This window comes from Verminephrobacter aporrectodeae subsp. tuberculatae (genome assembly GCF_026127385.1).
GTDB classification, from domain to species: Bacteria; Pseudomonadota; Gammaproteobacteria; order Burkholderiales; family Burkholderiaceae_C; genus Acidovorax; species Acidovorax aporrectodeae.
Genome location: NZ_QZCX01000001.1, coordinates 757,870 through 772,505, shown reverse-complemented (window position 1 = coordinate 772,505; position 14,636 = coordinate 757,870). Strand labels below are relative to the sequence as shown.

13 protein-coding genes, 1 tRNA gene and 1 pseudogene are annotated in these 14,636 nt (G+C 66.9%); 8 read left to right on the top strand and 7 right to left on the bottom strand.

What is annotated here, in order from left to right; translation table 11 throughout:
• The 4 genes from D5041_RS03185 to D5041_RS03170 all read left to right on the top strand — a co-directional run bounded on the left by D5041_RS03185 (position 1) and on the right by D5041_RS03170 (position 2,844).
• Positions 1–770, top strand: a protein-coding gene (locus D5041_RS03185) for an IS5 family transposase (protein WP_407702210.1) whose coding sequence is annotated in 2 segments (ribosomal slippage) — positions 1–351 and positions 354–770 — 768 coding nt in all. Because the reading frame shifts where the segments join, the coding sequence is not laid out codon by codon here.
• A 248-nt stretch (positions 771–1,018) separates the two neighbouring features.
• Complete coding sequence (locus D5041_RS03180; protein ID WP_265283866.1) at positions 1,019–1,387, top strand: hypothetical protein; 369 nt, start codon at positions 1,019–1,021, stop codon at positions 1,385–1,387.
• Positions 1,384–1,872 carry a hypothetical protein gene (locus D5041_RS03175; protein WP_265283865.1) on the top strand — a complete coding sequence of 163 codons (489 nt, stop codon included), beginning with the start codon at positions 1,384–1,386 and terminating at the stop codon, positions 1,870–1,872. Before D5041_RS03180 ends, D5041_RS03175 begins: the two co-directional genes overlap by 4 nt.
• A 69-nt stretch (positions 1,873–1,941) precedes the next feature.
• Entirely contained in the window at positions 1,942–2,844 is a 903-nt protein-coding gene (locus D5041_RS03170; RefSeq protein WP_265258322.1) for a hypothetical protein, read from the top strand.
• Positions 2,845–2,918: 74 nt separating this feature from the next.
• Here D5041_RS03170 and D5041_RS03165 read toward each other — a convergent pair whose 3' ends face one another.
• Entirely contained in the window at positions 2,919–3,815 is an 897-nt protein-coding gene (locus D5041_RS03165) for a LysR family transcriptional regulator (protein ID WP_236610783.1), read from the bottom strand.
• Positions 3,816–3,923: 108 nt separating this feature from the next.
• Between D5041_RS03165 and D5041_RS03160 the strand changes: the two are divergent.
• Positions 3,924–5,252, top strand: a pseudogene (locus D5041_RS03160) (arylsulfatase); the annotation flags it as partial.
• A gap of 30 nt (positions 5,253–5,282) precedes the next feature.
• Entirely contained in the window at positions 5,283–6,248 is a 966-nt protein-coding gene (locus D5041_RS03155) for a Bug family tripartite tricarboxylate transporter substrate binding protein (protein ID WP_010106730.1), read from the top strand.
• A 199-nt stretch (positions 6,249–6,447) separates the two neighbouring features.
• On the opposite strand, the gene D5041_RS03150 is transcribed toward D5041_RS03155, so the two are convergent.
• Entirely contained in the window at positions 6,448–7,080 is a 633-nt protein-coding gene (locus tag D5041_RS03150; RefSeq protein WP_265283864.1) for a glutathione S-transferase family protein, read from the bottom strand.
• 129 nt (positions 7,081–7,209) lie between these two features.
• Positions 7,210–8,127: a dihydrodipicolinate synthase family protein gene (locus tag D5041_RS03145; RefSeq protein ID WP_029554532.1), complete on the bottom strand. Its 918-nt coding sequence runs from the start codon at positions 8,125–8,127 to the stop codon at positions 7,210–7,212.
• Positions 8,128–8,239: 112 nt separating this feature from the next.
• Between D5041_RS03145 and D5041_RS03140 the strand changes: the two genes are divergently transcribed.
• Positions 8,240–9,109 (top strand): LysR family transcriptional regulator, encoded by an 870-nt coding sequence (locus tag D5041_RS03140; RefSeq protein WP_265258327.1) that lies wholly within the window; start codon positions 8,240–8,242, stop codon positions 9,107–9,109.
• On the opposite strand, the gene D5041_RS03135 is transcribed toward D5041_RS03140, so the two are convergent.
• The 3 genes from D5041_RS03135 to D5041_RS03125 all read right to left on the bottom strand — a co-directional run bounded on the left by D5041_RS03135 (position 9,106) and on the right by D5041_RS03125 (position 12,345).
• The gene (locus tag D5041_RS03135) at positions 9,106–10,860 is read right to left on the bottom strand and encodes an IlvD/Edd family dehydratase (RefSeq protein ID WP_265283863.1); all 1,755 of its coding nucleotides are present in this window, start codon (positions 10,858–10,860) and stop codon (positions 9,106–9,108) included. The two genes, D5041_RS03140 and D5041_RS03135, sit on opposite strands and share 4 nt — an antisense overlap.
• 13 nt (positions 10,861–10,873) lie before the next feature.
• The gene (locus D5041_RS03130) at positions 10,874–11,881 is read right to left on the bottom strand and encodes a tripartite tricarboxylate transporter substrate binding protein (protein ID WP_265283862.1); all 1,008 of its coding nucleotides are present in this window, start codon (positions 11,879–11,881) and stop codon (positions 10,874–10,876) included.
• A 388-nt stretch (positions 11,882–12,269) separates the two neighbouring features.
• Positions 12,270–12,345, bottom strand: a tRNA-Asn gene (locus tag D5041_RS03125).
• Positions 12,346–12,516: 171 nt separating this feature from the next.
• Here D5041_RS03125 and D5041_RS03120 point away from each other — a divergent pair.
• On the top strand, positions 12,517–13,335 hold the full coding sequence (locus D5041_RS03120) for a FadR/GntR family transcriptional regulator (protein WP_265283861.1): 819 nt from the start codon (positions 12,517–12,519) through the stop codon (positions 13,333–13,335).
• Positions 13,336–13,351: 16 nt separating this feature from the next.
• On the opposite strand, the gene D5041_RS03115 is transcribed toward D5041_RS03120, so the two are convergent.
• The gene (locus tag D5041_RS03115; protein WP_265258341.1) at positions 13,352–14,581 is read right to left on the bottom strand and encodes a Zn-dependent hydrolase; all 1,230 of its coding nucleotides are present in this window, start codon (positions 14,579–14,581) and stop codon (positions 13,352–13,354) included.
• Between the last annotated feature and the right edge of the window lie 55 nt (positions 14,582–14,636).

Sequence of the window (14,636 nt, the reverse complement as noted above, 5' to 3'; positions counted from 1 at the left end):
ATGAACCACAGGTACGCGCTGAGGCAAGACCAATGGGAGCGCATCAAAGACATGCTGCCGGGGCGCGAGGGGCACGTTGGGGCGACGGCACGCGATAACCGCTTGTTCGTTGAGGCGGTGTTGTACCGATACCGTGCGGGCATCCCGTGGCGCGACCTGCCCGAGCGGTTCGGAGATTTTCGGGTAGTACATCTGCGCCATTCGCGATGGAGCAAAACGGATGTCTGGCAGCGCATCTTCAAGACTTTGTCGCAAGACCGGGACAACGAGTACGTGATGATCGATTCGACCATTGTTAGAGCCCATCAGCACAGCGCAGGGGCAAAAAAAAAAGAGGGAGGACGCCAGAAAACCAAGCCATAGGTCGCAGTCGTGGGGGAGCAAGTACCAAGATCCACGCCACGGTCGATGCGCTTGGCAATCCCACAGGCTTTCTCCTGACGCCTGGCCAGGCGCACGACCTCCAAGGAGCTGACGTTTTGCTCAAAGACATACAAGCAGATGCAATCTTGGCCGATAAGGCCTATGACGCCCAGGATCGGGTGATCGAGCCACTGCTCAAGGCAGGCAAGACCGTCGTGATCCCGCCACGCAGTAAGCGCAACGACCAACGTGACTACGACCGGCATTTGTACAAAGCACGCCATCTGATCGAGAACTTCTTTGCCAAGCTCAAGCAATACCGCTGCATCGCCACTCGCTATGACAAAACTGCACGCAATTTCCTCGGCGCTGTTCATCTCGCCGCTTCGGTCGTCTGGCTCAATTGATGACAGGCCCTAGATAAACCATGAAAAATATCCCTCAAATCCAGCCCGGCGTACTCCCCCCACCATTTGCCAGCGGCCAGCCTGCCTGGACACCCACACACCCAGACAAACCGTGCTGACAAATAGCCAGGGACAAAAAACCACCTACCGGCACGGAATCATTGCCATGCAATGGCGCCTGCTGGAGGTGCGCGGCGCAGGCTGCGCCAGCTACGGACCGAGCAACGAGCGCTACCCAATACGACGCCATGGGCCGGATGACCGAAGTGACCCAGTTGGACCCGCAAGGCCAGCCGGTCAGCGGCAAGCGCACCGAGCTCGACGTCTACGGCCGCCCGGTAAAAATCAGCACCGTGACCTACACGAAGGGGCGCGCGCAACCCGCGCAATGGCAGCTGCGCTACGGCTACGCAAGCGCGCGATACGCACCCGAACTGATCGCACGGCCCAGCGTGGTGCCCGGAAGGGAACAGCAAACGCGCATCCGCTACAACGCCGCAGGCCAGCCAACCGAGGTGACCGAAAGCGGATTCAGCCCGCTCGACACCCACGACCCATTGCCAACGCGGAGCAGGCCACCCCAATCAGCCGCACGACGCACTACCGCTACGCCATGATCGGCGGCAAGAGCGTGCTGGTAGAAATAGACGGCCCCCTGAAAACCCCGCAGGACAGCGACGTCACGCGCCTGGAATGGGACCGGGGCGGTGGCTTCATCACCCGCATCGAGCAGCCCGGCGGGCGGCGCAGCCAGATCGAACACAACCCGCGCACGGGCCTGATCACCCAGGTGAGCAACGAACAAAACGGGCAAACCCGGTTCCGCTACAACAGCGCCACCCAACTCATCAGCACCCGCAGCACCGGCCCAGGCAGAAGCCGGCCCCAGGAACAAAGCTACCACTACGACGCGCTGGGCCAGCCGCTCGAACACCCCACGCAAAGCGGGCACTACCAGCACGACCCGCAGGGCCTGCGAACCGACCGGCGCACCATCCGGCACCAAGCCGACAGCAGCACCCGAAACAGCCTGACGCGCTACACCTACGTGTGTTACCCGCTGCACACAGGGACTCTCGATTTATGCAACAACGTCAGTTGACTGACGACACGAAGCGATTCATCTCCGAGCTTTGGCTTCGCGCTTTTGCGAGATAGGGGAGTTCCAGCGATGAGCGATCTCTCTGGGCAAGAAACTATGCTGCTGGCGTTTGTTTCGTCGCTTGGCAGAGCAGGCATCAATATTGTCGATCGGTACCAGATTGGCCTGCGACGACTTTCGATACTAAATTTGAACCTTTGGAATAATGTTGTCCCGGCCGTTGCAATGTATTGCGCGATGGCGCTGTTCTTCAATGCCGGATCGGAGTTGATTCACATGGTGTTCGATTGGCGAACGGCGGCGTTCAGTGGTCTGGCTCAGTTGGTGGCGTACAGCTTTTCCTATGCCTTCCGGAACCTGAGTGTGAATCAGGTGACGGTCGCCGGGAAGTTCGCAGACGTATTTATTCCGCTTGGGATATTTTGGGCAACGAACCACTGGAGTTGGGGAACCTACGCGTTCGCGGTCGCAACGACGTTTGTCTGTTTGCCAATGCTTTGGCTGAGCGGACCGAATAGGAAAGGTGGGAAGCTGCTGGCGAGCGGCGGCGTCATTTGTGTGGCGCTGACACTGCAAGCGAGCCTCTCGCCTACCCTGTTCGGGGCTACCTCCACCTCCTCTGCCTCCGCGACGCTCGTTTTTGCCACAGCTGTCATGATGTGGCGCGCCCTCTGGTCTCTCGTTCCCATTCTAGTTACTCGACCGGCGAGCGGCGATGCTCCGTCAGTCAGGTTATTGCTCAATCCACTCTTTTTTGTTCGCGCGCTACTCACGGTAACGACACAGGTCACCTTTATTTTTGCCGTTGGCAGTCCCGCGTCTGCAATCGCGTGGCCCATACTGAACGCAACCGGGATAATCTCGATGGTGCTTTCCGCGCTCTTTCTGAGAGAGAGAGGTGCACGTTCGGAGTACGTTGTCGTGTGCGCGCTCGGAGCTATTACGCTGCTACGCTTTCTAACGTTATCCTGAATCCATGGCTCTGGCACCGTCGGCGGCCCCCGTGACGCCCCCTCAACTAAAAAAGGGAAGCGCAGCGTTTCCCCTCAAGTCGTGGCGCCATGCGCCCGCGCCAGCAGCCCGTCGCGCAGCGCCTGCATCAACGGCGACCAGTTCGAACCCGGGCGCGACAGCAGCACGACGGCGCGCGGAACGCACAGCGCGGCGATCGGCAGCACGCGGAATTGCCGGCTCTCGACGTGCTGCATGAAGGAGCGCGGAACCAGCGTGACGAGATCCGTCGCGGCCAGGACCGCGAGGTTGAAATCCGAAGCGAACGACACTTCCATGACGACCCGCGGAGGCGCCAGCCCGTGGCGCGCAAGGACCTTCGTGAGCGCCATGCAGACCGCTGAATTCGCGGCCCCGGTGATCCAGCCATACGCCGCGACGTCGGCCAGGCCCGGCTGCGCCTGTTGCACCAAGGGGTGGGCGGAGCGCACCACGGGCAGCATCGGGTCGTTGTCGATCTTGGTCCGCTCCGCGTCCAGCGGCTGGCCTTCGTAGGCGGGAACCAGCGCGAGGTCCAGAGCGCCCTCGTGCAGCAGCGCCGCCAGCGTATCCGAGCGGTCCACGCGCAGCCGCACGCGCAATCCCGGTCGCTGGGCGAGCAAGGAACCCAGCGCCGCGGCGATGCGGTTGCCCGCCGTGGTGTCCGTCACGCCCACGCGCAAGAGGCCCGACTGCCGCGCGCGCATCTCGTTGGCCAGCAGGACCGTGTCCGCGTACTCGGCCTGCAAGCGAAACGCCTGCTCGACCATGCGCTGACCCGCCGAAGTCAGCGCCATGCCCCGCGCGCTGCGCTCGAACAATGGCAGGCCGAACTCGGACTCCACCCGCCGCACGGCCTTCGTGAGCGCCGACTGGGTCACGCCCTGCTGGTCGGCCGCCACCGAGAGCAGCCCGGTCTTGGCAACGGCAAGAAAGTATTCGATATCGCGCATCGACAAGGGCATTCCCGCAGTTTATGGATTTCCCCGGGTCGGGGAATGGGGCAGCGCGGTTGCGGCGCTTAAGTTATGGGCACCTGCAACTCCCGCCACACCCACGCCATGCGCACATCCACTGCTTCCCCGAACATCGTTCTCATCGTGGCCGACAACCTCGGCTGGGGGGAACTCGGCTGCTACGGCGGCGGTGCGCTGCGCGGCGCGCCCACGCCGAACATCGACGCCCTTGCCGGACAGGGTCTGCTGCTGCAGAACTTCAACGTCGAAAGCGACTGCGTTCCGACGCGCTCGGCGCTGATGAGCGGCCGCCACCCGATCCGCACCGGCTGCATCCAATCGGTTCCCATGGGTCTGCCCCAGGGGCTGACGCGGCGCGAGATCACGCTCGCGCAAATTCTGTCGGCGCAGGGCTACGCCACCGCGCATTACGGCAAATGGCATCTGGGCGACATACCCGGGCGCTTCCCTTCGGACCGCGGCTTCGACGCGTGGTACGGGATTCCGCGCACCACCGACGAGAGCCAGTTCACCGCAGCCATCGGCTTTGACCCGGCCGTGCTCGACCTGCCCTGGATCATGCGCGGCCGCAGCGGCGAGCCCTCGGAAAACGTCAAGGTCTACGACCTGGACAGCCGCCGGCAGATCGACGCCGAGTTGGTGGATGAGTCCATCGCCTTCATGCAGCGCAATGCGCGCGCCGGCAGGCCGTTCTTTCTCTACCTGCCGCTGGTCCACCTGCATTTCCCCACGCTGCCGCACCCGGACTTTGCCGGACGGACTGGCGCGGGCGATTTCGCCGACTCGATGGTGGAGCTGGACCACCGTGTCGGGCAGGTGGTGCGGGCGCTCGACGAACTGGATGGCGCCGGGAACACCCTGCTGATTTTCTGCAGCGACAACGGGCCCGAGTTCCGCATTCCCTACCGCGGCACGGCCGGCCCCTGGAGCGGCACCTACCACACCGCGATGGAAGGCAGCCTGCGCGTGCCCTGCATCGCGCGCTGGCCAGGGCAGATACCCGGCGGGCGGGTGAGCAACGAGATCGTTCACGTCACCGACCTGTTCACCACGCTGGCCGGTGTGGCCGGCGCCAGCGTCCCGCAGGACCGTCCCATCGATGGCGTCGATCAACTGCCCTTGCTGTTGGGCCGGCAGCAGAAGTCGGCGCGCGAGGGCTTTCCGTTCTACATCCGCAATGAATTGCGCGCTGTCAAGTGGCGCGACTGGAAGCTGCATTTCCACTGGGAGCCGGAGGTCAACGAAAGCAAGGGCCGGCTGGAGTCGCCCTACCTGTTCAACATCACCCGCGACCCCAAGGAACAGATGGACGTGATGGCCAGCAACACCTGGGTGCGCGGGCCGGTGCTCAAGCTGGTCAAGGCTTTTCAGGACAGCTTCTTGCAGTACCCCAACACCCCCCCGGCCAGCCCGATTGAGCACCCCCCCCTGGAGCGCAACGCCATGAACACGACCCATCTCTCCCGTCGGTGCGCACTGGCCGCCCTCGGCGCTACGGCATTCCCCCGGCTCCGGGCCCAAGGCGCGCGCCAGCGCCGCCCCATCACCTGGCTGGTCGGGCAACCGGCCGGCGGAACCACCGACGTGCTGACCCGGCTGGTCGCGCGCGAATTGGCGCTCCAGCTCGAACAAAGCATGCTGATCGAAAACCGGCCCGGTGCCGCAGGCGCGATCGCGCTGCAGGCCACGGCCAAGGCGGCCCCGGACGGACTGACCCTGGTGACCGTCTCCGGCCCGTCCCTGGCGAGCATTCCCCGGCCGCAGATCGCCCGGGAGTTGACCGCGGTCGCCATCCTCGCCAGGGGCCCGATGGTGCTCGTGGGAACCATGGCCACGGCCTTGCCGCCGACGCTGGACGGTCTGCTGGCAGCGGCCAGGGAAAATCCCGGGGCCTTCAGCTACGCCACTTCCGGCACCGGGAGCAGCCAGCATCTGACCGGCGAGCTGCTGAACCAGATCGCCCGGACGCGGATCGTGCACGTGCCCTACAAGGGCGGCAGCCAGGCGGTCACGGATGTCGTCGGCGGCCAGGTGCCGCTGGGAATGCTCGGAATCACCCCGGTGCTGCCGCACATCAAGGCGGGCAAACTGCGCGCCTACGGCGTATCCACCGCCACGCGCTCGCCGCTGTTGCCCGAGGTGCCGAGCTTGCACGAAGCCGGCCTGTCGGACTTCGATGCCGACCAATGGTTCGTCGTGGCCATGCCCGCCGGTGCGCCCACGGATCGGGTCCAGGCGCTGAATGCCGCCATCAACAGGGCCCTGCACGCGCCCGAAGTCCAGGCCGGCTACACCAGCGCAGGGGTCGTTCTCACGCCGGCCACGGCGCAGCAGACGACGGCCTTCGTGGCCCGGGAAACACAGCGCTGGCAGACCCTGGCGAAGAACGCGAATCTGCAATTGGACTGAGGCGCGCGTCCGCACCGAAGCGGCTCACGCAAATTTCAAAGCAGCGTTTCCACCCATGAATCGGCCATAGCCCAGATGCTCGATCGCGCGGCGCACGCCGACCAGGCCCTGGCCGAAGACCCGGCTCGGCCCCAGCCCCTGGCGGGCCAACGCGAGGCGTCTCCAGCGCTGGAGCGTCAGGGTTTGCGTCCACTTCCCTTCAGGCGAGAAAGGGCCGGATGATGTCTTCGGCGAACGCCTTCCTCGCCGCGGGCCGCGAGAGGTTCTTCCGGACGCAGCGCTGAACCGCCGGGAACTGGTCCAGGGGCACGCCCGTGTGGACGAGGTTGGTGATGACTTCGGTGACGATCAGGTCGGCCACCGTGAAGCGCTCGGCCACGAGGTATCCGGTGGGCTCGAGCGCCCGGGCCAGGATCGTGAGGCAGCGCGCCACCCTGACCTGCCCGCTCGCGGCCTTGTCGGCGCTGCGCGCGGCCGGCGGCAACCAAGTGACGTGCAGCGATGCGGTCTCGATGTGCTTTTCCAGTTCGGTGATCGCCCACACCGACCATTGCAGCAACCGACCCTCGTCCGGCTCGCTCTGCACATGCAACTCGGTGGGCAAATACTTCTTCGCGACATAGAGGCTGATCGGCACCGACTCGAACAGCACCAGGCCGCCGTCGTCGATCACCGGCACATGACCGTTGGGATTGATCTCCAGAAAGCGCGCCGAACGCGTCCCGCCGGCCCCCAGGGCCACGGTCTCCTCCTCGTAGGCCGCGCCGGACTCCTCCAGCGCCCAGCGCACGCGATTGGCTCGGGAGTAGGGGTTGCCGTATAGCTTGATCATTGCCGTTGCTCCTGTTTTCCGTTTCCCCGGGGAGCCTACTCCAGGAAGCAGGAAGCGCGGCGGCGCAACACCACGCCCTTCCCTGAAGGCCGCACGAGCAGCCGCACCTCCTGGTTCTGATGCCCGTCGTCAGCGGGGATAGCCGGGCATGTCGAAGCCGGCTGCATCCAGTTGTGCCAGCACATCGCGGCCCGCGGCATCGTCGAGCGCAACCAGCGGCGGGCGAACCCTTCGCCACGGCGCATGGCAGGAGAAGTGCGACACCACATGCTTCATCGCTGGAATCATCGGTGTCGCCTGGAAGATCTTGCGGACCGTGTCGGCCCTTGCCTGCAGCGCTGGCCCTTCGGCGCTCTGCCAGCCCTCGAACACCCGCTGAATGCCCGCAGGGTTCATGTTCACCGTCGCGCTGATGCAGCCCGCGCCGCCGATCGGCAGCGCCTGCAACAGCAGCGATTCGCTGGCCGGGAAAACATCGAAGCCCGAGGCAGCGAAGTTGTCGATCATTGCTTTCGCGTTGTTCCAGTCGCCCGATGAGTCCTTGGCGCCCGCGATCGTGCGCGGATAACGCTTCAGCAATCGCTCGATCAACCCGAGCGTGATGGGCACCTGGCTCATCTGCGGGATGTGATACAGGTAGAGCGGCGCGCAGCCGCTGCCGACCCGTTCGATGATCTGCGCGTAGTACGCGAACACACCGTCGTCGGACACGCCCTTGAAATAGAAGGGCGGCAGCACCAGCACGCCCGCGGCACCGATCCGGCTCGCGTGGCGCGTGAGTTCCACCGCGTCGGGCAACGCGCAGGCGCCCGTGCCGGGCATCAGCTTCGCGGCCGGCACGCCGCCTTCCACCAGGGCCTCGGTCAGCGACAGGCGCTCGCCCACCGACAGCGATGCGGCCTCCGAATTGGTGCCGAAGATCGCGAGGCCCGCGTGGTTCTCCACCAGCCAGCGGCTGTGCGCGATGAAGCGGCCCACGTCGGGTTCGAGGCTGTCGTCGAAGGGTGTGAGCACCGGTGCGATCACGCCACGAAGTCTGTTCGTCATGCAGGCAGTGTCGAAGAAGGGCCACGCCCGAGGGCGAGAAGACGGCATCGTCAGAACAAAGAATTTTTTGGGTCCGGTGGGGAGCCAGCGAGGCGCGCGTACATTCGCGCGCATGGATACGCGATACCTGCAAAGCTTCGTCGCCGTGGTCGAACTGGGCTCGATGGCTGAGGCGGCGCGCCGGCTCGACCTCACGCCGGCCGCGATCGCAGCGCGGGTCAGGGCCCTCGAAGACGACGTCGGCGTGCCGCTGGTGCAGCGCGCCGGCCGTTCCGTGCGCCCCACCGAAGCAGGCTTGAAGATGCTCGAGCGCGCGCGCAACGTGCTGCGCGACGTGCGCGACCTTCGCGCGGCAACCAGCGGCGGCGTCTCGCTCGGCGAGCTGCGGCTGGGCGTGTTCATCTCGGCGCTGACCGGTGTGCTGCCGCCGGTGCTCGAACGCCTCTACGCGCGCTTTCCTGAGCTCTCGGTGTTCGTGGCGCCCGGCGGTTCGGTGGAGCTGTGCCGGCAGGTCGCGGGCGGCGCGCTCGATGCGGCCATCGTCGTCGAGCCGCAGTTCGCCGTCGGCAAGGGCTGCCGCTTCGAGACGCTGCTCGAAGAGCCACTGGTGGTGGTGGCGTCCGAGGCCCTGGCGCATCGCGATGCGCACGAACTGCTGGCGACCGAACCGTTCATCCGCTACGACCGCTCGGTGCTCGGCGGTCAGCTCGCCGATCGCTATCTGCGCGACCACGGCATCCGCGTGCGGCAGCGACTGGAGATCGACAGCCTCATGGCCGTCGCAGCGCTCGTGGGGCGGAATCTCGGCGTGGCCCTGTTGCCGGACTGGGCCCCGATGTGGCGCGCCGGGATGAAGATCGCGCGCGTGCCGTTGCCCGCGCGCGCGCCGGTGCGGCGCGTGGGGCTGGTCTGGGCGGCGCAGGGGCCGCGCGTGGCGCTCGCGCAGGCGCTGCTGGCCGAGGCGCAAGCCGTCCTCAGCTAGCGCGGCACCTTGCCGACCGTGTTCGGTGCGCGCAGGAAGTCGAAGTCCACGCCCTTGTCCGCCTGCGTCACCGTCTGCAGGAACAGCTTCCTGTAGCCACGCTCGGCCGTCGGTTCGGGCACCACCGTTTCCCTCGCGCGGCGCGCGAGTTCGTCGTCGGACACCAGCAGCGCGATCTCGCGATTCGCCACGCTGAGCCGGATGCGGTCGCCACTGCGCACATGGGCCAGCGGCCCGCCGATGGCGGACTCCGGCGTGACGTGCAGCACGATGGTGCCGAAGGCCGTGCCGCTCATGCGGCCGTCGGAGATGCGCACGATGTCCTTCACCCCCGCGCGTGCGAGCTTGCGCGGAATCGGGATGTAGCCAGCCTCGGGCATGCCCGGCGCGCCCTTCGGGCCGATGTTCCTGAGCACCAGCACGTCCTCGGCCGTCACGTCGAGTGCGTCGCTGTCGATGCGGGCCACCAGGTCCTCGGCGTTCTCGAAGACCACCGCGCGGCCTTCGTGTTCCATGAGCTGCGCATCGGCAGCCGACTGCTTGATGATCGCGCCGCCCGGCGCGAGATTGCCCCACAGCACCGCGATGCCACCCTGCGGATAGATCGGCCGGGCTGCGGGCCGCACCACGTCCTGTTTGAAACCGGGCCCGGCGCGTTCGATCTCCTCGCCGAGCGTGCGGCCCGTGACCGTGAGGGCGTCCAGGTGCAGCAACGGCTTCAGCTCGCGCAGCAGCGTCGCCATGCCGCCCGCGGCGTGGAAGTCTTCCATGTAGTGCTGGCCCGAGGGCTTCAGGTCGAGCAACACCGGCGTCTCGCGGCCCATGCGGTCGAGCGCGTGCAGGTCGACGTCCAGGCCCATGCGCCCCGCGATGGCCGCGAGGTGCACGATGCCGTTGGTCGAGCCGCCGATGGCCAGCAGCACGCGCATCGCGTTCTCGAACGCGGCCGGAGTCAGTACCTTGTCGATGCTGAGCCGGTCGCGCGCGATCCGCACGGCCTGCGCGCCGGTCTGCTCGGCGATGCGGATGCGGTCGGCCGTCACGGCCGGTGGCGCGGCGCCGCCCGGCATCGTCATGCCCAGCGCCTCGGCAATGCAGGCCATGGTGCTGGCCGTGCCCATCACCGAGCAGGTGCCCACGCTCGCCACGAGCTGGTTGTTGACGTCGGCGGTTTCCTCGGCGTCGATCTCGCCCGCGCGGTACTTGCCCCAGTAGCGGCGGCAGTCGGTGCAGGCGCCCACGCGCTCGCCGCGGTGGCTGCCGGTGAGCATCGAGCCGGTGATGAGCTGGATCGCCGGCAGGCCGGCCGAAGCGGCCCCCATCAGCTGCGCGGGAACGGTCTTGTCGCAGCCGCCGATGAGCACCACCGCGTCCATGGGCTGCGCGCGGACCATCTCCTCGGTGTCCATCGACATCAGGTTGCGCAAGTACATGCTGGTCGGCGCGGCGAAGCTCTCGTGCACCGAGATGGTCGGAAAGTCCATCGCGAGGCCGCCCGCGAGCATCACGCCGCGCTTGACCGCCTCGATGAGCTGCGGTGTATTGCCGTGGCACGGGTTGTAGGCGCTGCCGGTGTTGGCGATGCCGACCACGGGTCGCTCGAGTGCCGCGTCGGTGTAGCCCGCGCCCTTGATGAAGGCCTTGCGCAGGAAGAGCGAGAAGCCGCGGTCGCCGTAGCTGGTCAGGCCCTTGCGCATGCCCGCGTTGTTGTCCGTGGCGCTGTCGTCGGGCTCGAAGGGGGAATCGGACATGGGTGTCGGCTGGTTATTCGTCGGACTTGATATGGGACTCGGTGATGACTTTCCTCCAGCGCACCACCTCGGCCCGAATCTGCTCGGCCGATTGCGCGGGCGTGGTGGGCGGCGCCGCGTACACACCCTGCTTGAGCAGCATCTCCTTCGCCTCGGGCGACTGCACGACCTTCGCGAGCGCTTCGTTGAGCCGCGCCACGATGGCCGCGGGCGTGCCCGCCGGCGCCAGCACGCCGAAGGTCGAGCTGACCTCCAGATTCGGCACGCCGGCCTCGGCCGCCGAAGGGACGTCGGGCAGCATCGAGATGCGCTGCGGCGTGGCGACCGCGAGCGCGCGCAGCTTGTTCGCGGTGATGAAGGGCAGCGCGGCCGGCGCGGTCTCGACCATCGCGTTGACCTGTCCGGCGACCACGTCGGTCATCGCGGGGCCGCTGCCCTTGTAGGCGACGTGCGTCATCCTGATGCCGGTCTCGCGCTGTAAGAGTTCGGCGGCCATGCGCTGCGGCGAGCCCGCGCCCGACGACGCGTAGTTGAGCTTGTCGGGGTTGGCCTTGGCGTAGGCGATGAATTCCTTCAGCGTCGCTGCGGGCACCTGCGGGTTGACCACGATCACCAGCGGCACGGAGCCGACGACCATCACCGGGGCGAAGTCCTTCGCCAGGTCATAGCGCAAGCGGCCTTTCTCCAGCGTCGCCATCGTGGCATGCGAGGTCAGCGCGCCCATCAACAGCGTGTAGCCATCGGCCGGCGCCCGGGCCACGGCCTCGGCGCCGATGTTGCCGCCCGCGCCGCTGCGGTTGTCCACCACGACCTGCTGGCCGAGTTGTTCGCCGAGCTTGAGCGCAACGATGCGCCCGATCACGTCGGTGGCGCCGCCGGGCGGGTAGGGAATCACGAGCTTCACGGGCTTGTCGGGATAGGCGGCGAGCACGGCCGGGGCAGCTGCCACGGCGGCCGCGACGAGGGCCGCAGCCAAGCAGGCCGGCAACGCCCGGCGGCGCGGGAATCGGGGGGCTTTCATCTCGTGTTGTCTCCAGTTCGCTCTCGGTGCGCAGTGTTGCCCGCAGGACGCGGGCGTTGAAGCGGCTGGGGCAAGGACACAAGATAAAGATTCTTGCGTTTGTGCTGCGGGAGGCTGGCCCGTCCCCCTCGCCGCGGGCATGCTGCGCCTGGACGCGGTGCAGCGCGGCGTCAGGCCGGCATGTCACTCCGGTCCTTGCGGTGGAAGTCGTGGCGCCCCATGCGCGGAACATACCCTCTGGCACCCGCTCGACGCGGGTCTGCCATGGAACCGAAGCAGGGTCAGGGAAAACCACTCGGACGGGACGCCGCGGAAATGCTCTCCGGGATCGCCGACGTGGGGCGCTATCCATGCCAAGAGTGCAACGGCGTTGGCCGTTGCGTGAAATTGGCTCCTCGACCTGGGCTCGAACCAGGGACCTACGGATTAACAGTCCGGCGCTCTACCGACTGAGCTATCGAGGAATGAGAGGCGAAATTATATACGTGTCCCACAGCGCGGCGGCGCCGCTCGCGCGCGAACGCGCATGCCGCTTGGCGAACCGTCCGGGCGCACGCCGCCGCTGCGGGATGGGACGGCGCCATGGGCCGATAGAATGCGGGGCCAATTTCCACGCCAAATCATCCCTTGGGAACATGAAGGCTCTGACAACTCACGCTCACGCAAGCGATGGCGTCGCCGCCACGGATGCCGAAGGGAACCACGGGGGTGGCGCGGATCCTGCGCTGCATTGGTATTTCCACCCGATCACCAACAGCCGCGCCCACATGGAGGCCGTGGAGCAAATCGTGTACGCCATCCTCTCGGGGGCGTATTCGGTCGGTGAACGCCTGCCGGGTATCGAACAGTTGGCGCAGGCGATGAACGTCAGCAAGCCCGTGATCGGCGAAGCGCTGAAGGTGCTCACCCGCTCGAAGACGCTGCGGGTGCAGCGCGGCAGCAGCGGCGGCCTGTTTGTCCTGACGGACCGGATCAAGGAGAGTCTTGTCGCATTGAGCGGGCAGATGAACCGCCTGAGCCTGAGCGAAATCGTCGAAGCGCGGCAACCGATCGAGTTGCAACTCGCGCTGCTCGCGGGCGAACGCGCGACGCCCGCCGATTTCGCCGCCATGCAGGCGTGCGTCGACAACCTGCGCAAACACAGCGACGGCGACCTGATGCTGCGCATGCGCTTCGACCATCTGTTTCACTACAGCGTCGGCCGCGCCGCCCGCAGCCGCGCCCTGGCGTACTACCAGTACCAGATTCTCGAGCAGCTGTTCGCGCTGCTGCAGGATTACTTCCTGTACCGCGAGGACCCGAACCTGGTCGTCGAACTGCACGAGCGCACGCTGGCGGCCATCCGCAGCCGCGAGCCTGCGACCATCCGCAGGGCCATCGCGGAACATATGCGGCCGCTCGAGGAGGCGGTCGCGGCGATGTCCGCCCCGCTGCCGCAAACGGCCCCGGCCTGAATCCGCTGCGTCCGCGTCATTGCGTGGCCGCCGCGAGCGTGGCTGCGAGCAGGACGTCGGCGCCGGCGGCGATGTCCTCGTCGCTTGCGTATTCGCTTTCGTTGTGGCTGATTCCCTTCAGGCAGGGGATGAAGATCATCGCCGTGGGCGCCACCCTGGCGATGTTCAGCGCGTCGTGCCCGGCGCGGCTGGGCAGGTCCAGGCAGGGGTAGCCGTGCATCCTGGCGGCCGCGCGAATATGTTCGCGCAGCGTGGGGGCAAAGACGATGGGCGCATAGCTCCAGTACGGCTCGAACTGCACCGACAGCCCGAGCCTGGTGGCGATCTGCGCAAAGCGCTCCTGGAGTTGCGCCTGCAGGGCGTCCAGACTGGCTGCGTCGGGGTGGCGCAGGTCCAGCACCAGGTCCACCCGGCCGGGAACGATGCTGTGCGAATCCGATGGCACGGACAGCCGGCCGACGGTCACGCGCGCATCGGGAGACTGCGCGAGGCCGACCTCCTGCGCGGCAAGCACCATCTGCGCGGCGCCCACCAGCGCGTCGCGGCGCAGTTGCATGGGCAGCGGGCCGGCGTGCACGTTCTCGCCAAGGACGCTGACGCGCGTGTCCCGGATCCCGACAAAGCCGCTGACCACGCCAATGGTGGCGCGGGCCTGCTCGAGAACGACGCCCTGCTCGATATGCAACTCGATATAGCTGCTGATCGGAAAGCCCGCCGCGTGCGCACCGGCGTAGCCGATGCGCTCGAGTTCGCTGGCGACGCTCAGCCCCGCGCTGTCCTGCCGGGACAGCGCGTACTCGAGGGCATGCGCGCCGGCAAAGACACCCGAGGCAAGCAGGGGCGGCTGGAAGCGCGCGCCCTCTTCATTCGTCCAGTTCACCAAGTCGATCGGGAGATGCGTCGCGATTCCATGGTCGTCCAGGGTCCGCATCACCTCCAGCGCGGCGACCACGCCGACCGCGCCGTCAAAGCGCCCGGCCATGGGCTGGCTGTCGAGATGGCTGCCGATCAGCACGGGGGGATCGCCCTCGCTGCGGCCGGCGCGGCGCGCGTACATGCTGCCGATGCGGTCCACCCGCACCGGGTAGCCGGCCTGCGTGCACCAGGCGCACAGCAGATCCCTCGCTTGTTTGTCCGCGTCGCCGAGCGCGAGCCGGTGGAGCCCCCCGCGCGGGGTCGCACCGACTGCGGAAATCGTCTCCATCGCCTGCTTCAGGCGCGCACGATTGACTTGGATGGCCTGCATGGGGTCTCTCTCCTGAAGTTTCCGGAAAATGCCCGCGTTGTCACCTTGGCCTGCC

What these genes read in the sequence shown, in the direction of transcription:
- D5041_RS03115 (WP_265258341.1), bottom strand. Translation starts at nt 14,581, where the DNA reads ATGCAGGCCATCCAAGTCAATCGTGCGCGCCTGAAGCAGGCGATGGAG.
- D5041_RS03175 (WP_265283865.1), top strand. Translation starts at nt 1,384, where the DNA reads ATGATCGGCGGCAAGAGCGTGCTGGTAGAAATAGACGGCCCCCTGAAA.
- D5041_RS03155 (WP_010106730.1), top strand. Translation starts at nt 5,283, where the DNA reads ATGAACACGACCCATCTCTCCCGTCGGTGCGCACTGGCCGCCCTCGGC.
- D5041_RS03135 (WP_265283863.1), bottom strand. Translation starts at nt 10,860, where the DNA reads ATGTCCGATTCCCCCTTCGAGCCCGACGACAGCGCCACGGACAACAAC.
- D5041_RS03150 (WP_265283864.1), bottom strand. Translation starts at nt 7,080, where the DNA reads ATGATCAAGCTATACGGCAACCCCTACTCCCGAGCCAATCGCGTGCGC.
- D5041_RS03130 (WP_265283862.1), bottom strand. Translation starts at nt 11,881, where the DNA reads ATGAAAGCCCCCCGATTCCCGCGCCGCCGGGCGTTGCCGGCCTGCTTG.
- D5041_RS03165 (WP_236610783.1), bottom strand. Translation starts at nt 3,815, where the DNA reads ATGCGCGATATCGAATACTTTCTTGCCGTTGCCAAGACCGGGCTGCTC.
- D5041_RS03120 (WP_265283861.1), top strand. Translation starts at nt 12,517, where the DNA reads ATGAAGGCTCTGACAACTCACGCTCACGCAAGCGATGGCGTCGCCGCC.
- D5041_RS03145 (WP_029554532.1), bottom strand. Translation starts at nt 8,127, where the DNA reads ATGACGAACAGACTTCGTGGCGTGATCGCACCGGTGCTCACACCCTTC.
- D5041_RS03170 (WP_265258322.1), top strand. Translation starts at nt 1,942, where the DNA reads ATGAGCGATCTCTCTGGGCAAGAAACTATGCTGCTGGCGTTTGTTTCG.
- D5041_RS03180 (WP_265283866.1), top strand. Translation starts at nt 1,019, where the DNA reads ATGGGCCGGATGACCGAAGTGACCCAGTTGGACCCGCAAGGCCAGCCG.
- D5041_RS03140 (WP_265258327.1), top strand. Translation starts at nt 8,240, where the DNA reads ATGGATACGCGATACCTGCAAAGCTTCGTCGCCGTGGTCGAACTGGGC.